This window comes from Pseudomonas sp. B19125, assembly GCF_044218855.1.
GTDB lineage: Bacteria > Pseudomonadota > Gammaproteobacteria > Pseudomonadales > Pseudomonadaceae > Aquipseudomonas > Aquipseudomonas edaphica.
This window is the reverse complement of sequence record NZ_CP162589.1, coordinates 792,440-813,887: the sequence shown is the minus strand read 5'-3', so window position 1 is coordinate 813,887 and position 21,448 is coordinate 792,440. Positions and strand designations below refer to the sequence as shown.

At 60.9% G+C, this 21,448-nt stretch carries 20 protein-coding genes; 5 read left to right on the top strand and 15 right to left on the bottom strand.

The features are described from left to right. On the bottom strand, positions 1-513 hold the full coding sequence (locus AB4P96_RS03600) for a dihydrofolate reductase (RefSeq protein WP_138813438.1): 513 nt from the start codon (positions 511-513) through the stop codon (positions 1-3). A gap of 69 nt (positions 514-582) precedes the next feature. Here AB4P96_RS03600 and AB4P96_RS03595 point away from each other — a divergent pair, with 69 nt between their 5' ends. Together AB4P96_RS03595 and AB4P96_RS03590 are read left to right on the top strand one after the other, a co-directional pair. Continuing rightward, complete coding sequence (locus tag AB4P96_RS03595) at positions 583-1,962, top strand: DUF2868 domain-containing protein (RefSeq protein WP_395600509.1); 1,380 nt, start codon at positions 583-585, stop codon at positions 1,960-1,962. Continuing rightward, positions 1,955-3,337 (top strand): DUF3482 domain-containing protein, encoded by a 1,383-nt coding sequence (locus tag AB4P96_RS03590; protein WP_395600508.1) that lies wholly within the window; start codon positions 1,955-1,957, stop codon positions 3,335-3,337. The genes AB4P96_RS03595 and AB4P96_RS03590 overlap by 8 nt, the downstream gene beginning before the upstream one ends. On the opposite strand, the gene AB4P96_RS03585 is transcribed toward AB4P96_RS03590, so the two are convergent. The 9 genes from AB4P96_RS03585 to AB4P96_RS03545 form a co-directional block, all read right to left on the bottom strand. Continuing rightward, positions 3,324-3,878: a hypothetical protein gene (locus tag AB4P96_RS03585; RefSeq protein WP_099550319.1), complete on the bottom strand. Its 555-nt coding sequence runs from the start codon at positions 3,876-3,878 to the stop codon at positions 3,324-3,326. The two genes, AB4P96_RS03590 and AB4P96_RS03585, sit on opposite strands and share 14 nt — an antisense overlap. A 314-nt stretch (positions 3,879-4,192) precedes the next feature. After that, positions 4,193-4,723, bottom strand: coding sequence for a hypothetical protein (locus AB4P96_RS03580; protein WP_017139487.1), 531 nt, complete (start codon positions 4,721-4,723; stop codon positions 4,193-4,195). 97 nt (positions 4,724-4,820) lie between these two features. Further along, complete coding sequence (locus AB4P96_RS03575; RefSeq protein ID WP_177033835.1) at positions 4,821-5,381, bottom strand: phosphonate degradation HD-domain oxygenase; 561 nt, start codon at positions 5,379-5,381, stop codon at positions 4,821-4,823. Further along, positions 5,378-6,508, bottom strand: coding sequence for a TIGR03364 family FAD-dependent oxidoreductase (locus tag AB4P96_RS03570; RefSeq protein WP_170036788.1), 1,131 nt, complete (start codon positions 6,506-6,508; stop codon positions 5,378-5,380). The genes AB4P96_RS03575 and AB4P96_RS03570 overlap by 4 nt, the downstream gene beginning before the upstream one ends. Before the next feature lie 126 nt (positions 6,509-6,634). Further along, positions 6,635-7,651 carry a putative 2-aminoethylphosphonate ABC transporter substrate-binding protein gene (locus tag AB4P96_RS03565; RefSeq protein ID WP_017139490.1) on the bottom strand — a complete coding sequence of 339 codons (1,017 nt, stop codon included), beginning with the start codon at positions 7,649-7,651 and terminating at the stop codon, positions 6,635-6,637. A gap of 22 nt (positions 7,652-7,673) precedes the next feature. Next, positions 7,674-9,398, bottom strand: coding sequence for a putative 2-aminoethylphosphonate ABC transporter permease subunit (locus AB4P96_RS03560; RefSeq protein WP_170036786.1), 1,725 nt, complete (start codon positions 9,396-9,398; stop codon positions 7,674-7,676). Position 9,399: 1 nt separating this feature from the next. After that, entirely contained in the window at positions 9,400-10,464 is a 1,065-nt protein-coding gene (locus AB4P96_RS03555) for a putative 2-aminoethylphosphonate ABC transporter ATP-binding protein (protein ID WP_017139492.1), read from the bottom strand. Between the two features lie 224 nt (positions 10,465-10,688). Beyond that, a complete protein-coding gene (locus AB4P96_RS03550) occupies positions 10,689-11,552 on the bottom strand; it encodes a LysR family transcriptional regulator (protein ID WP_017139493.1) in 864 nt (287 codons plus the stop codon). A gap of 16 nt (positions 11,553-11,568) precedes the next feature. Then, the gene (locus AB4P96_RS03545; RefSeq protein ID WP_395600507.1) at positions 11,569-13,875 is read right to left on the bottom strand and encodes a heavy metal translocating P-type ATPase; all 2,307 of its coding nucleotides are present in this window, start codon (positions 13,873-13,875) and stop codon (positions 11,569-11,571) included. An 85-nt stretch (positions 13,876-13,960) separates the two neighbouring features. Between AB4P96_RS03545 and cadR the strand changes: the two genes are divergently transcribed. Continuing rightward, complete coding sequence (gene cadR / locus AB4P96_RS03540) at positions 13,961-14,410, top strand: Cd(II)/Pb(II)-responsive transcriptional regulator (protein WP_017139495.1); 450 nt, start codon at positions 13,961-13,963, stop codon at positions 14,408-14,410. 120 nt (positions 14,411-14,530) lie between these two features. Here cadR and AB4P96_RS03535 read toward each other — a convergent pair whose 3' ends face one another. After that, positions 14,531-15,364, bottom strand: coding sequence for a thymidylate synthase (locus AB4P96_RS03535; RefSeq protein WP_017139496.1), 834 nt, complete (start codon positions 15,362-15,364; stop codon positions 14,531-14,533). A 53-nt stretch (positions 15,365-15,417) separates the two neighbouring features. Further along, the gene (gene lgt, locus AB4P96_RS03530; RefSeq protein ID WP_056857664.1) at positions 15,418-16,230 is read right to left on the bottom strand and encodes a prolipoprotein diacylglyceryl transferase; all 813 of its coding nucleotides are present in this window, start codon (positions 16,228-16,230) and stop codon (positions 15,418-15,420) included. 212 nt (positions 16,231-16,442) lie between these two features. Here lgt and AB4P96_RS03525 point away from each other — a divergent pair, with 212 nt between their 5' ends. Beyond that, positions 16,443-17,189 carry an NRDE family protein gene (locus tag AB4P96_RS03525; RefSeq protein ID WP_017139498.1) on the top strand — a complete coding sequence of 249 codons (747 nt, stop codon included), beginning with the start codon at positions 16,443-16,445 and terminating at the stop codon, positions 17,187-17,189. A 97-nt stretch (positions 17,190-17,286) separates the two neighbouring features. On the opposite strand, the gene ptsP is transcribed toward AB4P96_RS03525, so the two are convergent. Beyond that, on the bottom strand, positions 17,287-19,566 hold the full coding sequence (gene ptsP, locus AB4P96_RS03520) for a phosphoenolpyruvate--protein phosphotransferase (protein ID WP_017139499.1): 2,280 nt from the start codon (positions 19,564-19,566) through the stop codon (positions 17,287-17,289). A gap of 22 nt (positions 19,567-19,588) precedes the next feature. After that, a complete protein-coding gene (locus tag AB4P96_RS03515; protein WP_003176750.1) occupies positions 19,589-20,068 on the bottom strand; it encodes an RNA pyrophosphohydrolase in 480 nt (159 codons plus the stop codon). A gap of 143 nt (positions 20,069-20,211) precedes the next feature. Here AB4P96_RS03515 and AB4P96_RS03510 point away from each other — a divergent pair, with 143 nt between their 5' ends. Next, the gene (locus AB4P96_RS03510; protein ID WP_138452856.1) at positions 20,212-20,868 is read left to right on the top strand and encodes an HAD family phosphatase; all 657 of its coding nucleotides are present in this window, start codon (positions 20,212-20,214) and stop codon (positions 20,866-20,868) included. 102 nt (positions 20,869-20,970) lie between these two features. Here the strand turns inward: AB4P96_RS03510 and AB4P96_RS03505 are convergent, their stop codons facing one another. Beyond that, positions 20,971-21,438, bottom strand: a complete 468-nt coding sequence (locus AB4P96_RS03505; protein WP_056857660.1) for a DUF2269 domain-containing protein — start codon at positions 21,436-21,438, stop codon at positions 20,971-20,973. Positions 21,439-21,448: the final 10 nt, after the last annotated feature.

Genomic DNA, 21,448 nt, shown 5'->3' with positions numbered 1-21,448 from the left:
TTAAGCTTTTTCCCATACTTCGAAGTTGTACGCCGGCTTATCACCTTCAGCTGGATTCTCCAGATTTGACACCAACTTCCACTGGTTCAAATCAAACTCCGGAAACCATGCATCGCCTTCCGGGCTCAACGCCACCCGCGTCAAATACAGGCGATCCGCCTGCTCCAGCCCCTGCGCATACAGCTGCGCACCGCCGATCAGCATCAGCTCATCCACGCCCTGTTCCAGCGCCCAGGCTTCAGCCCGCTCAACCGCCGCGTCCAGTGACGGAAAAACTTCCGCACCTTCGAGCGCCAAGCCGGTCTGACGGCTGACCACAATGTTCAAGCGCCCCGGCAACGGTCGGCCCAGGGAATCCCAGGTCTTGCGCCCCATGATGATCGGCTTGCCGAGCGTGGTGGCCTTGAAATATTTAAAATCCCCCGGCAAATGCCAGGGCATGCTGTTGTCGACGCCGATCACCCGGTTTTCACCAAGGGCTGCGATCAGGCTTAAAGGGAGAGTTTTTTTCATGCCGACGAGAATACCAGAGCCACGAGTCTGCGGTTATGCTCCAAGCTCACTTGCTCAACAGGACGGCGCGTGACTGCTCTGAACCCGCTGCATACACTTTGGCTGACCGAAACCGTGCGCCTGCGCGAAGAACACGCAGGCCCCTTGGAAGACCTGGAAGCCAACCGCCTGGCGCGCACGGCCGGTGGCGACCTGGCGACGCGCATCCAACAGCGCGCCCTGCACCTGGCCGAGCGCGATGGGCTGACCGCCGCCCTCACCCGCTGGCTGCAAGGCGCTCGTTTGGCGTTGGTGCTGCTGGCGGTGGTCGCGGTTATCAGTGGCGCCGGGCTGGCCTTTGCCGCCTTGGGCAACGGCCTGACGCCGGTGAACGTGTTCTGGGCCTTGGGCAGCCTGCTCGGCTTGAACCTGATCCTGTTAATCAGCTGGGCCTTGGGCTTGCTGTTTGCCGGTGAACACAGCGCCAGCCTCGGGCGGCTGTGGTTATGGCTCAGCGAAAAGCTTGCCCGGGATGCCAAAGCCGCGCAATTGGCGCCAGCCTTGCTGCTGTTGTTGCAGCGCCAGAAACTCAATCGTTGGGCCGTGGGTGTGCTGGTCAACAGCCTGTGGTTGTTGGCATTGCTCAGCGCCTTGGTGATTCTGCTGACACTGCTGGCCACGCGGCGCTACGGTTTTGTGTGGGAAACCACCATCCTCGGCGCCGATACCTTTGTTGCCGTCACCCAAGCCCTCGGCAGCTTGCCCGCCTTGCTGGGTTTTAATGTGCCGACGGTGGAGATGATCCGCGCCAGCGGTGACTCGGCCCTGAATATCGAAAGCGCCCGCCAGGCCTGGGCCGCGTGGCTGGTAGGCGTACTGCTGGTTTACGGCCTGCTGCCCAGATTGCTCCTCGCCCTGCTGTGCCTGTGGCGCTGGAAACGCGGGCGCGCTGCGTTGCGCCTGGACCTCAACCTGCCCGGCTACAGCCAACTGCGCGAACGCCTGATGCCAAGCAGTGAACGGCTGGGCGTCAACGACGCCGCGCCCGAACAACTGCACCTCGTCACTGGCGGCATCAGCGAACTGGAAAGCGACGGCGCCCTGCTGGTGGCAATCGAACTCGACGATCAGCACCCGTGGCCGCCCAAGCTGCCAAGCAGCGTCAAGGATGCTGGCATCCTCGACAGCCGCGAATCGCGCAACAAACTGCTGGAACAACTCACGCGCTTCCCGCCCGCACGCCTGGCCATTGCCTGTGACCCGCGCCGCTCGCCGGATCGCGGCAGCCTGGCGTTGATCGCCGAGCTGGCCCGCAGCGCCACCGCCACCCGCGTATGGCTGTTGCAGGCGCCACCCGGCCAGGCGCTGGACGCCGAGCGCTTGGGCGACTGGCACGCCGCGCTGCAACAGCTGGAGCTGCCGTTCGCCGACAGTGCGCCGCTGAACTGGCTGGAGACCGGTCATGACTAAACCACTGAAGCTCGCCGTGGTCGGCCACACCAACGTCGGCAAAACTTCGCTGCTGCGCACGTTGACCCGTGATGTGGGCTTTGGCGAAGTCTCCCATCGCCCCAGCACCACGCGGCATGTCGAAGGCGCGCGCTTGTCGGTAGACGGCGAAGCCTTGCTGGAGCTGTACGACACACCCGGCCTGGAAGATGCCATCGCGTTGCTTGATTACCTGGAACGCCTGGACCGACCCGGCGAACGCCTCGATGGCCCGGCTCGCCTGGCGCGGTTCCTGGAAGGCAGCGAAGCCCGCCAGCGTTTTGAACAAGAAGCCAAAGTGCTGCGGCAACTGCTGGCCTCGGACGCCGGTTTGTACGTGATCGACGCCCGCGAACCGGTGCTGGCCAAGTACCGCGACGAGCTGCAAGTGCTGGCCAGTTGCGGCAAGCCATTGCTGCCGGTGCTCAACTTCGTCAGCAGCAGCGACCACCGCGAGCCGGACTGGCGCGAAGCCCTGGCCCGCCTCGGCCTGCATGCGTTGGTGCGCTTCGACAGCGTGGCGCCGCCCGAAGATGGCGAACGCCGCTTGTATGAAAGCCTGGCACTGCTGCTGGAAAACTCACGGCCGCAATTGGAACGCCTGATCCTCGATCAGCAAGCCCAACGCCAGGCCCGTCAACAAAGCGCTGCGCGCTTGATCGCCGAGCTGCTGATCGACTGCGCCGCATGCCGGCGCAGTGTGGTCACCGAAGATGAGCAGCAAGCCATCGCAGATTTGCGCAAAGCCGTGCGCCAGCGCGAACAGAAATGCGTAGAGGCGTTGCTCAAGCTATTCGGTTTTCGCCCACAGGACGCCGCGGCCAGCGACCTGCCCTTGCTGGATGGCCGCTGGGGCGATGACCTGTTCAACCCCGAAACCCTCAAACAACTCGGCGTTCGGGTCGGCGGCGGGATCGCCGCAGGCGCGGCAGCCGGTGCGGGTGTGGACCTGCTGGTCGGCGGTCTCACCCTCGGCGCCGCCGCCCTCGCCGGTGCCATTGCCGGTGGCGCACTGCAAACTGCACGCAGTTACGGCAGCCGCCTGCTGGGCAAGCTCAAGGGCCAGCGCGAGCTGACCGTCGACGACAGCGTGCTGCGCCTGCTCGCCCTGCGCCAACGCCAGTTGCTCAGGGCCCTGAACCTGCGTGGCCATGCGGCGATGCACAGCATCAAGGTCGACTCGCCGCAGGACAAAACCTGGCGTGAAGGCAAGTTGCCGGATGCGCTGTATAAGGCGCGCGCCCATCCGCAATGGTCGTCGCTCAACCCTCACGCCAAGCTGAGCCAAGCCGAGCGCCAAGAGCAGGTCGAAGTCTTGGCGACCAAACTCAATGAGGCTGAGGTTAAGCCGTCTTGATGGGTTGTGTATGCCAGTCGAATGCGAGGAAAGCGTTGCACAAGACCTTAATCGCAAGTTTGTCGCGGTGGTCAGCAACATCATCCCGATCCAAGTCACTGTTGGTAAATGACTCCAGAACCCCATCACTGTCGCCGTCATAACCAGCCGCGCTGTACACCAGCGCGCGTTTACCCTGTAGTGAACAGCACTGGTAAAAATTCAGCTTGATCGCATTGGGCACACCATCTTTCGCCCAGTGACTGACGTGCATCGTCAAGTAACGCCGCCAGGTATCGCCGGGGTTAAACCAGCCTTGCTTCAAAAAGGTATCGACAAAGGCCTTGAGCAACACTTTGTCTTCCGCTGATTTATAGCCATCAGCGTTGATATCGCCGGGTAGCAGGATATCGGCAGCACCGTCAGCCGTAATATCCACGGCCACGGCTTCATGCACCAGCTCGTCAGGGTCGTTGTCGGCCCGCTGAAAAAACTGCAACACCGCCATGTCGGGTTTGCCATTACCGCTTCTGTCCTGAGCGGTGGCTTTCAAGTAACGCATCACAGACTCTCGTTTCATACTGGACATCCCTCGTCGTCAGTAAACCAATTGAACTTCAAAACCGTATCGGCGAGCACTTGCACCAAGCCCTTGTCGACGTCATTGGTGACGCCGTCACGGTTAATATCGAAGTGAATATTCCACTCCAACGCCCCGTCACTATCAAAGTCATAGGCGGCGTTCCATATCACCGGGGTGTTATCGCAAGGGTGAATAGCGCATGGAGGTTTCCTGAAAAGCTAATTCATGCCTCGTGCGCTCACCAGCGCACACAGTCGATGCCCGCTGTAAGAAGGCTCGACATGTGTCGCCCCTTAACGCCAGTTGAACTTCAGATACAGATTGGCCATTGATTGCAGTGCCTTTAGATCCATGGTGTCGAACAGCTCAAGAGGCAGCGCTTCGTCATCCAGTTGCATCACGCCCATGCCGAGGCTATCGCACGCGGTGACGCTGAACTTCAGCCGCTGTTTTTCAATCATGGGTTTTTCGTTCTGATAGAGATCCAAGCGAACTTCGGCGGGGTCGCCTGCGACGGTGAAACGGCTCACATAAAAGTTGATCGAGCGGTTGGGCATGGGTGGACGGCAGAGCCAATTCACTTTCAATACAGCATTGGCAAAATCCTTGAGTAACGCCCTGTCCCTCTCCCCCGAGACACCATTGCCGTCGATGTCACCGGTGATCTGGTAATCGACCAGGCCATCCGCAGATAAGTCGACAGCTGTGGCCTGGCGCACCAGCTCATCCGGCAGCTTTGGCGTGCGTTGAAAAAACAGAAGGTCCACGGTATCCGCCAAAGCATTAGCACTTTGATCCTTCACGGCAACTCTCAAATAACGCATCTAAATCGCTCCCTTAATCAGAGGGCGTACCTTACAGAGTGCGTGGACATTGACTCCATGCGCTGCGTCCGTGTCATCGGTCGGAATCACGCCATTCTTATGAAGGCAACGTCAGTAGCCGCCGAGCCTTGAACTTTAATACCTCCAAGTCCAGTACAGGCACGTGCATTTGCTTGGCCTGCTCATCCCAATCACGCAGGCGCAGGCTGACCTCGCAAAGCGGATCTTGCTCAAAAGCCCGAGCCTCTTCGGCCGTCATCACACCGCCCTGGTAACCCAGGGTACGGCGGCTGGCTTCACTCAAGCGCGCGTAGTAGTCCGGCTGACTGAAGGTCAGGTAGCGCTTGGCCTGCACGTGATACTCCACCAGCTTGGCCATGCGCTCGCTGAAACCTGCGCGGCGTAGATAATCCGCGCCCAGGCGCTCGTGGCTGACCACGCCATAACCGCCCATGTTCTCGCCGCCCTGGCCGCAGAGATGCCCTATGTCGTGGAAAAACGCCGCCAGCACCACCTCATCGTCGAAGCCTTCGGCCATAGCGAGCTGCGCAGCCTGGGACATATGTTCGATCTGCGACACCGGCTCACCGATGTAATCGGCCGCGCCGTGCTGTTCGTATAAGCCGAAGACTTCGGCGATTGCCTGTTCCGGATTCATGATGCGTCTCCCCACAATGCTGTGATATTTCGCTCGGCCATCGCCGGGCCAACGCTCATGCCTACGCCGGAGTGCATCAACGCCGCGCTCACGCCCGGCGCCGCACGCAGGAATGAAAACGGCGCCGGGCCGCGTGAGCCATACACACCCTGCCAGCGTTCCACCACCTGGATTTTGCAGCCCAGCGTCTGCTCCGCCAGCTCGATCAGCCAGTCATCAACTTGCTCGGCATTGAACGGTGATGCATCGCTGCCGTAATCGTGGGAGTCGCCGATGATCAGCTCGCCATGGGGCGTCGGGCTGATCAGCAAGTGAATGCCGTGCTCTTGCAAATGCGGCGCTTCGCGCAGGATCTGCGCCTGCACTGGCGCAGCTTCCGGCAGGTCGGCAAACGCGCCGTAGTGCACGCAACTAAGGCCCGTGAGTAATGCGTGTTGCAGGTTCAGGTTGAGCGCAGGCCGGGCGCGCAGCATTTGCAGGCGACAGATGCTGGGGTTGAGCCCGGCAATCGACTCCGCCAACAAGGTTTGGTAGTCATGACCGGAGCATACGATGACCTGCTCACCGCGAAAGCTGCCCGCTGTAGTGTGTACTTGACCAGGCTCAACGTCGCGCACCAGCGTGGAGAAATAGAACTGCACCTTCAATTCCTGGGCCAGGTAATTGATCAGCGCCGGGATCGCTTCGCGCGAATACAGTTGCTGATCATCCTTGCCATGCAGCGCGGCACGGTGATGACGAAACTGGCCGCCGTACAGGTCTTTCATCGCCGCGCCTTGCAACAGCTCGACGTTGTAGTCGTGTTCTTGCGCCCGGCCGGCGCAGAAGGCTTCCAGCAGATGCTCTTCGGCTTCGGTGCGGGCGAACAGGTAAGAGCCGTTGCGCTTGAGCTGGATACCGGCCACCTGTGCCCAGTGCGCCCAGATATCACGGCTTTCCTGCGCCAGATCAAGCATCGGCCCGGGGGGTTGGCCGGTGACCAGTGCCTGGCCGAAGTTGCGCACGGAGGCCCCCAGCGGTGTGGCGCTGCGCTCGAAGACCTTGACCTTTAGGCCGCGTTTGGCGGCGGCGTAGGCGTGGGACAGGCCGAGGATGCCGGCACCGATGATTAACAGATCGCTACTCATGTGTTCCTCTCGTTCCCACGCTCTGCGTGGGAATGCATCCAGTGACGCTTTGCGTCACGACTTCCAAGAGCGGACGCGGAGCGTCCAGGGCTGCATTCCCACGCGGAGCGTGGGAACGATGATCAGTTACTGCTTCTCCGACTTGCCGTCATAGCGCTTGCGCCATTCGGTCAGGATGCTGTCACGGTTTTTCGAGGCCCAGGCGAAGTCGTTCTTGATCAGACGCTGCTCGTAATCAGCCGGCAATTCGGTCTGCGGCTTGGCGATACCCGGCTGGGCGAGGACGGCGAAGTTGTCCTTGTACAGCTCCATCGCAGCGGGGCTGGCGGAGAAGTCGGCAAGTTTTTTGGCCGCATCGGCGTGAGCAGTGCCCTTGATCACGGCAGTCGCTTCGATGTCCCAGCCCAAGCCTTCTTTGGGCAAGATAATGTCCAGCGGCGCGCCTTGGCGTTTGAGCTGCACGGCCGGGTACTCAAACGAAATACCAATCGGGAATTCCCCGGAAGCCGCCAGCTTGCACGGCTTGGAGCCGGAGTGAACGTACTGGCCGATGTTCTGGTGCAGGTCGTCCATGTACTGCCAGCCCTGCTTCTCGCCGAAGGTCTGCAGCCAGGCGCTCACATCCAGGAAACCGGTGCCGGACGACGCCGGGTTCGGCATCACGATCTTGCCCTTGTACTCAGGCTTGGTCAGGTCTTGCCAGCTCACCGGCTTGGTCAGGCCTTGTTTCTCGGCTTCGACAGTGTTGAAGCAGATGGTCGCAGCCCACACGTCCATGCCGACCCAGGCCGGTGGGTTGGCGGCGTCACGGTAGTTTTTGCCGATCTTGTCCAAGTCCTTGGGTGCGTAGCTATCCAGCATGCCTTGCTGATCGAGAATCGCCAGGCTGGAGGCAGCCAGCCCCCACACCACATCCGCCTGCGGGCGGGCTTTTTCGGCCAGCAGTTTGGCAGTGATGATGCCGGTGGAGTCTCGCACCCATTTAATATCGATATCCGGGTTGGCTTTTTCGAAGGCCTGTTTGTAGGTCTTCAACTGCTCGGCTTCGAGGGCCGTGTACACCGTCAACTCGGTTTTGGCGGCAAAGGCATTCAGGCTGAATGCGCTGAGTAGAGCAGCGGCCAGGGCCAAGGGCTTGAACATGGAGCACCTCCTTCAGGGACTTTTATTGGCCGGGCGCGGTTTGGCGCCAGGCTTGAGAGCGGCGTAAAGCGCCACGTGAGGCCCACGCCAGCAGCAGCGAGACGCCGGCCGACGTGAACAGGATCAGGGTCGACATGGCCGCAGCGCCGCCCACATTGCCGGCGTCGTCCATGTTCAACACGGCGACGGCGGCGAGGATGGTGTCGGGGCTGTAGAGGAAGATCGCGGCGGACACGGTGGTCATCGCCGACACGAACAAGTAGCGCACGATGTCCAGCAGCGCGGGCAGGCAGATCGGCACGGTGACACGCAGATAGTGGCGGTACAGCGGCGCCTTGAGGGACAGCGCGGCAGCTTCGAACTCGGCATCCAACTGGCGCAGCGCGGTGGTTGCAGTCATTTGCGCGGTGGTCAGGTAGTGCGCAATGGTGCACACCACCAGCAACGTCATGGTGCCGTAGAACACATGCAGCGGGTTGCCGTTGAGGTTGAAGAAGAACACGTAACCCAGGCCCAGCACCAAACCGGGCACGGCCATCGGCACAAAGCTGAGCATGCGCAGCGCCAGGTTCAGGCCTTTCTGGCCCTTGGTCTTCTCCATCAGGTAGGCGCCGGTGAAGATCAGCACACTGCCGATCAGCGCGGTGCACAGGGCCATGGTCAGGCTGTTGCGATAGGCCAGCCAGCCGCCGCCGGCGGTGTCTTCAAACTGGTAGTGATTGAGCGACAAAGACAGGTTGTAGGGCCAGAACTTCACCAGCGAGGAGTACACCGCCATGCCGAACACCAGCAGTAACACGGCGCAGATCAACAACACAATCGCCAGGTAGCAGCCATCCCTCAAGCGCGATGGCGCCGGCTGGAACACCTGGGCGCGGCCGCTCATGGCGTCACCATGCCGGCGGCGCAGCCAGGCGTCCACAGCAAAGCTGAACAGCGCCGGCAGCAGCAACACCATGCCGATCAAGGCGCCGCGACCGAACTGTTGCTGGCCGACCACCGCCTTGTAGGCTTCCAGCGCCAACACCTGATAATCGCCACCCACCACCACGGGCACGCCGAAGTCGGTGATGGTCAGGGTGAACACCAGGCAAAACGCCGCGAATACCGCCTGACGCGTGGCCGGCCAGGTAATGCTGCGAAACGCCCGGGCCGGGCTGGCGCCCATGCTGGAGGCGGCATCGAACAGGCGCGCATCCGCCAGGGACAGCGCCGACAGCAGAATCATCAGGGCATGTGGGAAGGTGTAGATCACTTCACCCAGCACAATGCCCCAGAAGCCGTAGATATTGTCCGAGAGCAAACCACGCAACATGCCCTGGTTGCCGAACAGATAGACCAGCGCAATACCCGGCAACATCGACGGGGCCATCAATGGCAGCAGCGACAGGCCGCGCCAGATCGGCTTGCCGGGAATCAGCGTGCGTTGCAGTGCGTAGGCAAACAGGTAGGCCAGCGGTACGACGATGGCCGCCACACTGAGGGACACTTTCAGGCTATTGCCCAACAACCAATGAAAGTTGGCGCTGGTTACCAGCTCCCGCGCCGCGACCAGCCCGCCGCCCTGCCCGGCTTCGCTGCTGAAGCCGCGCCAGAAGATCGCCAGCAACGGCAACAACACCGCAATGCCCAACAGGAGTAACCAAAGCAGTTTGCCGCCGACCACAAAAATGCGGTCGCCAAGCTCAGCGCGGGAAACATGGCGAGCCACGTGGTCGGGTATCGGCAGACTCATATCAGCAGCCATCTCAGGCAAACACCTGCAGGCTGCGCGGCGGCAGAGCCACCCAGATATCCTGCGCGCCCAGGCGCGGCATGGCTTCGGGGGCCAGTTCGGCCAACAGCGGGTGGCCAGGCAATTGCTCCAGCTCAAAGCTCATGCGGCAGCGGTTGCCGAGGAAAGTGATCTCGCGGACCTTGGCCGGGAACAGGTTTTCTTCATGCACCAGCGGGTTGACGCTGATGGCTTCCGGGCGGCAGAACAAGCGGCCGGACTTGGCCTTGCTGGCGCTGTCATCCAGCCGCATGTGCAAGCCGCCGACCTGGGCATGGCTGTCACTGCTGCGGCTGAACGGCAGCCAGTTGCCCTGGCCGACAAATTCCGCCACAAACGGCGTGGCCGGGCGGTCGTAGATTTCCTGGGGCGTGGCGTATTGCTCGACCTTGCCGTTGTTCATCACGGCAATACGGTCGGCCATCAGCATGGCCTCGTCCTGGTTGTGGGTGACCATCAGCGTGGTGATGCCCAGGCGCCGTTGCAATTGGCGCAGCTCGGTACACAGATGCTCACGCACGCGGGCGTCGAGGGCCGACATGGGTTCGTCCAGCAACAGCAATGACGGCGCCGGCGCCAGGGCACGGGCCAGGGCCACGCGCTGTTGTTGGCCGCCGGAGAGTTGACCGGGGTACTTTTTTTCACTGCCGACCAGGCCGACCAGTTCGAGCATCTGCCCGACGCGCTTGCGCACTTCGTCGCGACCACTGCCGGTGAGGCCGTAGCCGATGTTCGCTTCGACGGTCAGGTTGGGAAACAGCGCGTAAGACTGGAACAGAATGCCGTAGTCCCGCGCCTGCGGCGGTAGCAAGGAAACATCGCGGTTGCCCAGGTAAAGCTCACCGCTGTCCTGGCGCTCCAGGCCGGCGATACAGCGCAGCAAGGTGGTTTTGCCGCAGCCGGACGGGCCTAGCAGGCACACCAGCTCGCCGGCCGCGACCTCCAGGGACACGTTGTCCAGCGCGGTGAATGCGCCGAAGCGTTTCTGGATACCGCGCACCTTCATTGGCGCACCGGGTTGGGTCAGGGCTGTGTTCATGCAAGGCACCTCATCAAACTGATGAAGGTCATGCTAGGCGGGCAATGCGTCCCTCTTGTGGCAGAAAGGCAAAAGGCAGTGATAGTGGTATTGGTGGATTTGGGTGTAAGGCGATCGTTCCCACGCTCTGCGTGGGAATGCATCTTGTGACGCTCCGCGTCACGACATTCAAGCGCAGACGCGGATCGTCCAGGGCGGCATTCCCACGCGGAGCGTGGGAACGATCAGAGCGGCGACATTTCCTGCGCCAACCCCAGAAACGCCGCCGGCAACCGCGCGCCTTTGCGCTCTTTGAGGCAGTACAAATACTCGGGAATCTGCGGTGCATTCTCGATAGTCAGCACCCGCAGTTGTGGGTCATGGGGCACTTCCTGGCGGGCAATGATGCTGATGCCGATGTTGCGCAGCACCGCCTCGCGAATCGACTCACGGCTGCCGATTTCCAGTAACGGCCCGTAACTCACGCCGGCGCCCTGCAACATCTCTTCAGTCAGCCGCCGCGTGGTAGAGCCGGCTTCGCGCATCAGCAGCGTATGCCCGGCCAGCGCACTCAGTGGCACATGTTCAAGCTTGGCCAGGGGATGATTGCGATGCACCGCCAGTACCAGCGGGTCGGTGCCCAGCACGCGGCGGATCAGGCGTGGGTCTTCGAGCAGTTGCGAGGAGGCCGCGACATCGACGCGGTAATCGTCCAGTGCTTCGAGCACTTGTTGGGAATTGCCGATTTCCACCGAGACGTCCACATGGGGCAGGCGTTCGCGAAAGGCTTTGACCAGATCGAGGATGTAGTACGGCGCCGTGGCGGCAATCCTCAAAGCGCCCTGGACCTGGCCAGTATTGCGCAGGAAAAACTCGATATCGGCCTCTTGCTGCAACAGCGCCTTGACCATCGGCAGCAGGCGCGCGCCGTCGTCACTGACGGTGAGGCGCCGCCCGCCGCGGTAGAACAGTTCAACGCCGTATTGGCTTTCCAGGTTGCGAATCTGGGTGGTGACGGTGGGCTGGCTCAAGCCGAGTTTTTTCGCCGCCTGGGTAATGCTGCCCAGGCGGGCGACCATAAAAAACGCCTTTAACTCAGCACTCAGCACACCGCCCTCTCATCCTCTATTTGCGCAACAGGCGCAGACCGTTGAATACCACCAGCAGGCTCACGCCCATGTCCGCGAACACCGCCATCCACATGGTCGCCATGCCCAGGAAGGTGACTGCCAGGAAGATCGCCTTGATCACCAACGCCAGGGCGATGTTCTGCTTGAGGATACTCGACGTTTGCCGCGACAGACGAATGAATGCCGGAATCTTGCGCAGATCATCGTCCATCAGCGCCACGTCGGCAGTCTCGATTGCCGTGTCAGTGCCGGCGGCGGCCATGGCAAAGCCGATTTCGGCGCGGGCCAGGGCCGGGGCGTCGTTGATGCCGTCGCCGACCATGCCTACCCGGCGGCCTTGGCCGTAGAGGGTTTCAATGGCTTGCAGCTTGTCGGTGGGCAACAGATCGCCCTGGGCCTGATCGATGCCAACCTGCGCCGCAATCGCCTGGGCGGTGTGGGTGTTGTCGCCGGTGAGCATCAGGGTCTTGATGCCCAGCGCGTGCAGTTGCTGGATGGCTTCGCGGCTGCTGTCTTTTACCGTGTCAGCCACGGCGAACAACGCCAGCGGGCCGGACTTGTCGAGCAGCAACACCACGGACTTGCCTTGTTTTTCCAGGGCGAACAGCTTTTCTTCCAGCGCCGGCGAGCACAGGCCCAGGTCTTCCACCAGACGGTGGTTGCCCAAGTGGTAGGTTTCGCCGTTGATGTCGCCACGCACACCGCGACCTGGCAAGGCCTCGAAGTTATCCACAACGTGGCTTGGCAAGTTTTTATCCACAGCAGCCTTGGCGATGGCCAGCGACACCGGGTGGTCGGAGCGCCCGGCCAGGCTGGCCGCCAAGGCGGGTGCGCTGTCTTCGACGTTGGGGAACAGCGCCAGGTAATCGGTTTGCACCGGTTTACCGTGGGTGATGGTGCCGGTCTTGTCGAGGGCCAGGTAGTCGAGCTTGTAACCACCCTCCAGGTACACGCCGCCCTTGATCAGGATGCCTTTGCGCGCCGCAGCCGCCAGGCCGCTGACGATGGTCACCGGGGTGGAAATCACCAGGGCGCATGGGCACGCGACCACCAGCAATACGAGGGCGCGGTAGATCCAGTCGAACCACACGCCGGCCATGAACAACGGTGGGATAATCGCCACGCCCAAGGCAAACAGGAAGACTGCCGGGGTGTAGACCTTCGAGAAGCTGTCGACAAAGCGCTGGGTCGGCGCCCGTGCGCCCTGGGCCTGTTCCACCGCGTGAATGATGCGCGCCAGGGTCGAATTGTTCGCCGCTGCGGTGACCTTGTACTCAAGGGAACCGGCCTGGTTGATGGTGCCGGCGAAGACCTTATCGCCTACGGTTTTTTCAATCGGCAGGCTTTCGCCGGTGATCGGCGCCTGATCGATGGTGGATTGGCCGGCAGTAACTTCACCGTCCAGGCCTATGCGTTCGCCGGGTTTTACCCGCACGATCGCGCCCAATTCAATACTTTTTACCTCCTGTTCAAGCCACGAACCATCGGCCTGCTGCACCGTGGCCTGTTCCGGCGTCATTTGCATCAGGCCGCTGATGGCATTACGCGCACGGTCCAGAGACTTGGCTTCGATCAACTCGGCCACCGTAAACAGGAACATCACCATGGCCGCTTCCGGCCACTGGCCGATCAGGATCGCACCAGTTACCGCGATACTCATCAGCGCGTTGATGTTCAGGTTGAGATTTTTCAGGGCGATCCAGCCCTTTTTATAGGTGGTGAGGCCGCCGCTGAGGATCGATACCAGCGCCACCAAGGCAATTACCCAGGTCGGTGCCACGCCCGTGAAATGCAACACTTCGGCGCCCAATGCACCTACGCCCGACACCGCCAACGGCCACCAATGTTTCTTGGCAGGCGGCGCGGCAGCAGGTGTCCCCTCTTCGATAGGGTCGGCCTGCATGCCGATGGATTTGATCGCCGCGATGATCGGCGCAGTGCTCGGCAGGTCATGGGTAACGCCGAGGATGCGGTTGATCAGGTTGAATTCCAGCTGCTGCACACCGGCAAGCTTGCCCAGTTTGTTCTGGATCAGCGTCTGTTCGGTGGGGCAGTCCATGGCTTCGATGCGGAAAGTGCTCAGGCGCGAGCCGGCCGTCGGCGCTTCGCTGAGCGTAACCACAGCAGGCGCTACCTTGCTGGAACAGCAGGAATCGCCATGGCTGCCATGCTCATGCTTTTTGACCGGGGTCAGCGTGGCGCCGTGGTCGTGGCTATGTTCGGGGCTATGTTCGTGGCTATGGTCATGATCATGGTCGTGCTTGTGATCATGTTTTTTCGGGGTGTGGATGGAATCGCTCATTCTGTCGCGTCCGTAAAGGTGCCTGTTGCCAAGTAAAGACCCTGTAGCCACTATAGGGTCAAGCACCCATTTGGAGATTGCTGCGATGAAGATCGGTGAATTGGCCAAACTGACCGATTGTCAGGTGGAAACCATCCGTTATTACGAAAAAGAAGGCCTGCTGCCGCCCCCGGCGCGCACCGATGCCAATTATCGCGTGTACACCCAGGCGCACACCGAGCGGCTGATCTTTATCCGCAACTGCCGCAGCCTGGACATGACGCTTGAAGAAATCCGCAGCCTGCTTGGGCTACGCGACAGCCCGCAGGACCAGTGCGAGAGTGTGAATGCGTTGATCGACGAGCATATCCACCATGTGAAAGCGCGGATCGATGGGCTGTTGGCGTTGCAGGCGCAATTGCTCGACCTGCGCCAACGCTGCGGCGGTGGGCCGGATCTGGACCAGTGCGGGATTTTGCAGCGGCTGGAGGTCAGCGGCAGTGTGGCGGCCAGCGAGGCGGAGCCTTCGCATGTGGGCAGGAGCCACGGGCATTAAGGTGCATACAGATGTGGGAGCTGGCTTGCCTGCGATAGCGGTGGATCAGAGGCATTTGTATCGCCTGACACTCCGCTATCGCAGGCAAGCCAGTTGCCACATTTTTGACCGAGGCGGTCTTTAGATGGCGACGTCAGCCTTGATGCTCGGATCGGCGTCGTAGCCCACAATCTCGAAATCTTCGAACTTGTAGTCGTAAATCGACGCCGGCTTACGCTTGATTACCAGTTCCGGCAGCTTCTTCGGCGTGCGCGCCAGCTGCGTACGGATCTGTTCCATATGGTTGCTATAGGCATGGGTGTCGCCGGTGGTGACGATGATCTCGTGCGGGATCAGGTCGCATTGCTGGGCCAGCATATGGGTCAGCAACGCCAGCGCGGCGGTGTTGTACGGCAGGCCGAGGAATACGTCGGAGCTGCGGATGTACAACTGCATCGACAGATGGCCGTCATGCACAAACGCCTGGTACAGCAGGTGGCACGGCGGCAGGGCTTGCTTGCCGTTGCGCGCGTTTTCCTGCGGGCTCTTGGTTTCGTCCGGCAGGTATTCGACGTTCCAGCCGTGGAACAGGATGCGACGGCTGTTGGGGTTGTTTTTCAACGTGTCGACCATGTAGTCGATCTGGTTGATGGTGCCACCGTCCTTGGTTGGCCAGGCGGTCCACTGCTCGCCGTACACCGGGCCGAGGTCGCCGTCTTCGGTGGCCCATTCGTCCCAGATTTTCACGCCGTTTTCGTTCAGCCACTTGATGTTGGTATTGCCGCTCAACATCCAGATCAATTCGTTGGCGATGCTTTTGAAATGAAGCTTCTTGGTGGTCAGCAGCGGGAAGCCGTCGGCCAAGTTATGCCGATACTGACGGGCAAACACGGCTTTGGTGCCGGTGCCGGTGCGATCGCCCTTGGTCAATCCATTGGTCACGACGTCGTTCAGTAGTTCGAGATATTGCTTCATGTTTTTACCCGTATCAAAGAAGCCGAGGCTCGCAAAAGCCTCGGTATTCGAATTTAAAGCGCGGCGTTCTTGATGCCTTGCGGGCGATTGTACGCCCACCACAGCAGGCCCAGGCCCGCCAGGATCATCGGCATGCTGAGAATCTGCCCCATGGTCAACCAGCCCCACGCCAGGTAGCCCAGCTGTGCATCCGGCACGCGGACGAACTCGACGATGAAGCGGAAGATCCCGTAGAACAACGCAAACATGCCGGAAACCGCCATGGTTGGGCGTGGCTTGCGCGAGAAGATATAAAGAATCAGGAACAGTGCCACACCTTCCAGAGCGAACTGGTAGAGCTGCGACGGGTGGCGTGGCAGTTGCGCCGGGTCGCTGAAGGGTGGGAACACCATGGCCCACGGCACGTCGGTCGGCTTGCCCCACAACTCGGCATTGATGAAGTTACCGATACGCCCGGCACCCAGGCCAATCGGCACGAACGGTGCGACGAAGTCCATCAGTTGGAAGAACGACTTGCCGTTGCGGCGGCCGAACCACCATGCGGCAATCATCACGCCGACAAAGCCACCGTGGAACGCCATGCCGCCCTTCCACACTTCGAAAATCAGCGTCGGGTTGGCGATATAGGCCGGAAGATCGTAGAACAGCACATACCCCAGGCGTCCGCCGACGATCACGCCCATCGACATCCAGAACACCATGTCGGAGAGCTTCTCCTTGGTCCAGGTCGGGTCGAAACGGTTCAGGCGCCGGGAAGCCAGCAGCCAGGCACCGCCGATGCCGATCAGGTACATCAACCCGTACCAATGGATTTGCAGCGGACCGATGGCCACGGCCACCGGGTTGATCTGCGGGTAAGGCAGCATTGCGACTCCTCGTTAAATCATTAGTCATGGCGCACCGGACCATGCCGGTGTGGGATTAAGCCTGCGTTACAGCCGCAATTTCAAATTAAGAAGGTTAGACACGCCCAATTGCCCGGCATGTTAACGGATGGAAGGCGCTCGGCCCAACTTCGATACGATGGATAGCCATCCGCTGTATGGGTAGAGTGAACAAAACACAAAGGGAACGCCTTATGTGCCTGATTGTTTTCGCCTGGCGGCCGGGCCACGCCCAGCCGCTGATCGTCGCGGCCAACCGTGATGAGTTCTACGCCCGCCCCAGCCTGCCGCTGGCTCAGTGGCCGGATGCGCCACATGTCTACGCTGGTCGCGACCAGGAAGCCGGTGGCACCTGGCTTGGGGTGAACGCCGAGGGGCGGTTTGCTGCCCTGACCAATATTCGCGACCCGCACCAGCCGCCTGCACGTAAGTCCCGAGGGGAGTTGGTGGCGCGATTTCTCAGTGGATCGCTGCCAATTGACGAATATTTGGCCGATGTTAACGGCCGTTCGATTGAATACTCCGGTTTTAACCTGCTGGTAGGCACGCGGGATGAGCTGTGGCATTACAACGCCAATGAGACCGAGCCGACGCGGTTGGAGGCTGGGGTTTATGGCCTGTCGAATGCAGGCCTGAATACGCCCTGGCCCAAATTGCTCAAGGCCAGGGCGGCGTTGAGTGAATTGCTGGAGCACCCACAGCCGCAGGCCTTGCTGGAAATCTTGAGCGACCCGCAGACTGCGCCATTTGCCGACTTGCCGGACACCGGCGTGGGCTTGGCGACCGAAAGCCTGCTCTCCAGCGTGTTTATTGCCAGCCCCAGTTATGGAACGCGGGCGAGTACGGCGTTGATTGTGAATGCCGATGGGTCGCGGCAGATGGTGGAGCGTAGTTTTGGGCCGTTGGGGGGACGGTTGGGTGAGGTCGAACTGAACATTTGATGGCGCTTGGGCTGCCGTCATCGCAGGCAAGCCAGCTCCCACATTTTGAACTGTGAACACAGTCAAATGTGGGAGCTGGCTTGCCTGCGATAGCTGTCTAGAGGGTTTTTGCAGAAGCCGGGTTGATCATTCGCGTCAGCCCCAGGTTCTTCAGCGCCAGTTGCAGCGAGCTGTGGATAACTTGCGGGTTGTCGATGGTCATCAACTCGGCCAGCAGGTCCTTGGCCATGCTCAGCTCAACCTGACGCAACATCCACTTCACCTTCGGCAAGTTGGTGGCGTTCATCGACAGGCTATCAAAGCCCATTGCCATCAACAGCACCGCTGCCGCCGGGTCGCCGGCCATTTCACCGCAGATGCTCACCGGCTTGCCTTCGGCATGGGCGTCGCGCACCACATGCTGCAGGGCTTGCAGCACTGCCGGGTGCAGGTAATCGTAGAGGTCGGCCACCCGTGGGTTGTTGCGGTCCACGGCCAGCAGGTACTGGGTCAGGTCGTTGGAGCCGACCGAGAGGAAGTCCACTTGCCGCGCCAGTTCTTTGGCCTGGTACACCGCCGCCGGAATTTCGATCATCACGCCAATCGGTGGCATCGGCACGTCGGCGCCTTCGTCGCGTACTTCGCCCCAGGCGCGGTGGATCAGGTGCAGCGCTTCTTCCAGCTCATGCGTGCCGGAGATCATCGGCAGCAGGATACGCAGGTTGTTCAGGCCTTCGCTGGCCTTGAGCATAGCGCGGGTCTGGACGAGGAAAATTTCAGGGTGGTCGAGGGTTACACGAATACCGCGCCAGCCAAGGAAGGGGTTGTCTTCCTTGATCGGGAAATACGACAGTGACTTGTCGCCGCCGATGTCCAGGCTGCGCATCGTCACCGGCAACGGGTGGAAGGCGGACAGTTGCTCGCGATAAATCGCCAGCTGCTCCTTCTCACTCGGGAAACGTTGGTTGATCATGAACGGCACTTCGGTGCGGTACAGCCCCACACCTTCAGCGCCGCGCTGTTGCGCTCGGGCCACATCGGCCAGCAAGCCGGTGTTGACCAGCAGCGGCACACGGTGGCCATCGAGGGTGACGCACGGCAGCTCGCGCAGCGAATCGAGGCCCAGCGCCAGTTGTTTCTCTTCTTCCACCACCTCGGCGTATTGCTTGCGCAGCAGCTCGCTGGGGTTGGTAAAGACTTCACCACGATGGCCGTCGACGATCATGTCGATGCCGTCGACCTTGGAATACGGCAGGTCCACCAGGCCCATTACCGTCGGAATACCCATGGCCCGAGCCAGGATCGCGACGTGGGAGTTACCCGAACCCAGTACCGACACCAAACCCACCAACTTGCCCTCTGGCACTTCGCCGAGCATGGTGGCGGTCAGTTCTTCACTGATCAGGATGGTGTTGTCGGGGTAGACCAGGTTGGTGGTGCGGTCTTCCTGCAAGTAGGCCAGCAGACGGCGGCCGAGGTCGCGCACATCCGAGGCGCGTTCACGCAGGTAGGCATCGTCCATCAGTTCGAAACGGTTGACGTGATCGGTGACCACCTGGCGCAACGCGCCCTGGGCCCACTGCCCGGTCTTGATCACGGTTTTGACTTCGTTACCCAGGGACGCGTCGTCGAGCATCATCTGGTACACGTCGAACAGCGCGCGCTCTTCGGGGCGCAGTTGCGTGGCCAGCTTGGTCGACAGGTTGCGCATGTCGGCGCGCACGCCTTCCAGGGCAGTCTTGAACAGTTTGATTTCAGCGTCGATGTCATCGACGGTTTTGTCCGGCACCACATCCAGGTCGGCTGGCGGCAGCATGACCACGGCCGTACCGACCGCAGCGCCCGGCGAACCTGGCACGCCGACGAACTTGGCTTCCTGGATGCCCTTGCCCTGACGGCCCAGACCACGAATCGAACCCGTCGCCTCAGCGTGGGCAATAACCCCGGCGAGCTGCGCGCTCATGGTCACGAGGAAGGCTTCTTCGCCTTCATCGAACTGGCGGCGTTCTTTTTGCTGGATGACCAACACGCCGACAACGCGGCGGTGGTGAATGATCGGTGCGCCGAGGAACGAGGCGTAGCGCTCTTCGCCGGTTTCGGCAAAGTAGCGATAACGCGGGTGATCGGCCGCGTTTTCAAGGTTCAGGGGTTCTTCACGCGTCCCCACCAGGCCCACCAGACCTTCATTGGGCGCCATGCTGACCTTGCCGATCGAGCGCTTGTTCAAGCCCTCGGTGGCCATCAGCACAAAACGGTTGGTCTCTGGGTCCAGCAGGTAAACCGAGCAGACCTGGCTGCCCATGGCTTCCTTGACGCGCAACACAATAATCCCCAACGCCGCCTTGAGATCCTTGGCGGAGTTAACTTCCTGGACGATCTTGCGCAGCGTATTGAGCATGGCTCGGGGTCGAACTCCGTCGTCAGTCGCGCGCTAAAAGGCGCGGGGCAAGCTCTTTGAGAGCGCGACGATAAACCTCGCGCTTGAATGTCACCACCTGGCCCAACGGGTACCAATAGCTGACCCAGCGCCAGCCATCGAACTCCGGTTTACCGGTCAAATCCATTCGCACCCGCTGCTCGTTCGAGATCAGGCGCAAAAGAAACCATTTCTGCTTCTGGCCGATGCACAGCGGTTGGCTGTGGGTACGCACCAGGCGTTGCGGCAAACGATAGCGCAACCAGCCACGGGTACAGGCCAGAATTTGCACATCTTCGCGCTCAAGGCCGACTTCTTCATTCAACTCACGGTACAAGGCGTCTTCAGGGGTCTCGTCGGGGTTGATTCCGCCTTGAGGAAACTGCCAGGCATCTTGGTTGATTCGGCGAGCCCATAGCACCTGTCCGGCATCATTCGTAAGAATAATCCCGACATTAGGACGGAAACCATCGGGGTCGATCACGGCAACAACCTCGCAAACGCATGTCGCCGCATTGTTCCACAAAGGTTGTTCCAGCGGCAACGAGGCTTCTTACCTTATGTGCACTCTTGTGAAAAGACCGTATTCTGGACGCCTTTTTACAGACTTTTCAGCGAGTAACTGCAATGCGCCTGGCTTTATTCGACTTGGACAACACGCTTCTCGGCGGTGACAGCGATCACGCGTGGGGCGATTACCTCTGTGAGCGTGGGATTCTTGACCCGGTGGCCTACAAAGCCCGTAACGACGAGTTTTACCAGGATTACCTGGCCGGCAAGCTGGATAACGCCGCCTACCTGAACTTCAGCCTGGAAATCCTTGGCCGCACCGAGATGGCCCAGTTGGACGAATGGCACCGCGACTTCATGCGCGACTGCATCGCCCCACTGATGCTGCCGCTCGCCCTGGAACTGCTGGCCAAACACCGCGCCGCTGGCGACAAGCTGGTGATCATCACCGCCACCAACCGCTTCGTGACCGCGCCGATCGCCGAGCTGCTGGGGGTTGAAACCCTGATCGCCACTGAATGCGAGATGGAAAACGGCCGATATACCGGGCGCAGCACGGATATCCCGTGCTTCCGTGAAGGCAAAGTGACGCGCTTGAATCGTTGGCTGGAAGAAACCGGGTACAGCCTGGAAGACAGCTACTTCTATAGCGATTCGATGAATGATTTGCCGTTGCTGGAGCAGGTAGCGCATGCGGTGGCGGTGGACCCGGACCCGAATTTGCGTGCCGAAGCCGAGAAGCGTGGCTGGCCGGTGATTACCCTGCGCGGCTGATGACGCCATCGCAGGCAAGCCAGCTCCCACACTTTAGATGTATTCACAGATCAAAATGTGGGAGCTGGCTTGCCTGCGATGAAGCCGGCTCGGTCCCAAGCCCTACATCGGCTTGGCCACCATCAAATAGAAAATCACCAGAAACGCCAGAAACGCCGGCCAGCCCAGGCCAAACCACCAGCGCATATAGGTCGCGGCCTTGATCGGCATCGCCGTGCCATCGCGCAGCGCCTGCTCCGCCATCTTGTGCACACGAATCTGCAGCCACACCACCGGCAGCCAGCAGACACCCGCCAGCACATACAACGCGAACGTCCACTGCAACCAGCTCTGCTGCATCGACCAGCCCGCCAAGTACATCAAGCCGATGCCACTCAACGGCTGAAAAACCGCCGTGGTCGTGGTAAATGCCCAATCCGCGAACACCAGGTGTTTGAAGGTGACCGCGATCACTTCCACCTTGCCGCTGCGCCAGGCGCGCAACGCGTAATACGCCGAGCCCGCACCCAGGCCAAACAGGATGGTCGAGGACAGGATATGCAAGGTTTTCAACAGCAGGTAAGCGTTCATCGGCGGGGCT

What these genes read in the sequence shown, in the direction of transcription:
- AB4P96_RS03600 (WP_138813438.1), bottom strand. Translation starts at nt 513, where the DNA reads ATGAAAAAAACTCTCCCTTTAAGCCTGATCGCAGCCCTTGGTGAAAAC.
- AB4P96_RS03590 (WP_395600508.1), top strand. Translation starts at nt 1,955, where the DNA reads ATGACTAAACCACTGAAGCTCGCCGTGGTCGGCCACACCAACGTCGGC.
- AB4P96_RS03585 (WP_099550319.1), bottom strand. Translation starts at nt 3,878, where the DNA reads ATGCGTTACTTGAAAGCCACCGCTCAGGACAGAAGCGGTAATGGCAAA.
- AB4P96_RS03580 (WP_017139487.1), bottom strand. Translation starts at nt 4,723, where the DNA reads ATGCGTTATTTGAGAGTTGCCGTGAAGGATCAAAGTGCTAATGCTTTG.
- AB4P96_RS03575 (WP_177033835.1), bottom strand. Translation starts at nt 5,381, where the DNA reads ATGAATCCGGAACAGGCAATCGCCGAAGTCTTCGGCTTATACGAACAG.
- AB4P96_RS03570 (WP_170036788.1), bottom strand. Translation starts at nt 6,508, where the DNA reads ATGAGTAGCGATCTGTTAATCATCGGTGCCGGCATCCTCGGCCTGTCC.
- AB4P96_RS03565 (WP_017139490.1), bottom strand. Translation starts at nt 7,651, where the DNA reads ATGTTCAAGCCCTTGGCCCTGGCCGCTGCTCTACTCAGCGCATTCAGC.
- AB4P96_RS03560 (WP_170036786.1), bottom strand. Translation starts at nt 9,398, where the DNA reads ATGGCTGCTGATATGAGTCTGCCGATACCCGACCACGTGGCTCGCCAT.
- AB4P96_RS03555 (WP_017139492.1), bottom strand. Translation starts at nt 10,464, where the DNA reads ATGAACACAGCCCTGACCCAACCCGGTGCGCCAATGAAGGTGCGCGGT.
- AB4P96_RS03545 (WP_395600507.1), bottom strand. Translation starts at nt 13,875, where the DNA reads ATGAGCGATTCCATCCACACCCCGAAAAAACATGATCACAAGCACGAC.
- cadR (WP_017139495.1), top strand. Translation starts at nt 13,961, where the DNA reads ATGAAGATCGGTGAATTGGCCAAACTGACCGATTGTCAGGTGGAAACC.
- AB4P96_RS03535 (WP_017139496.1), bottom strand. Translation starts at nt 15,364, where the DNA reads ATGAAGCAATATCTCGAACTACTGAACGACGTCGTGACCAATGGATTG.
- lgt (WP_056857664.1), bottom strand. Translation starts at nt 16,230, where the DNA reads ATGCTGCCTTACCCGCAGATCAACCCGGTGGCCGTGGCCATCGGTCCG.
- AB4P96_RS03525 (WP_017139498.1), top strand. Translation starts at nt 16,443, where the DNA reads ATGTGCCTGATTGTTTTCGCCTGGCGGCCGGGCCACGCCCAGCCGCTG.
- ptsP (WP_017139499.1), bottom strand. Translation starts at nt 19,566, where the DNA reads ATGCTCAATACGCTGCGCAAGATCGTCCAGGAAGTTAACTCCGCCAAG.
- AB4P96_RS03510 (WP_138452856.1), top strand. Translation starts at nt 20,212, where the DNA reads ATGCGCCTGGCTTTATTCGACTTGGACAACACGCTTCTCGGCGGTGAC.
- AB4P96_RS03505 (WP_056857660.1), bottom strand. Translation starts at nt 21,438, where the DNA reads ATGAACGCTTACCTGCTGTTGAAAACCTTGCATATCCTGTCCTCGACC.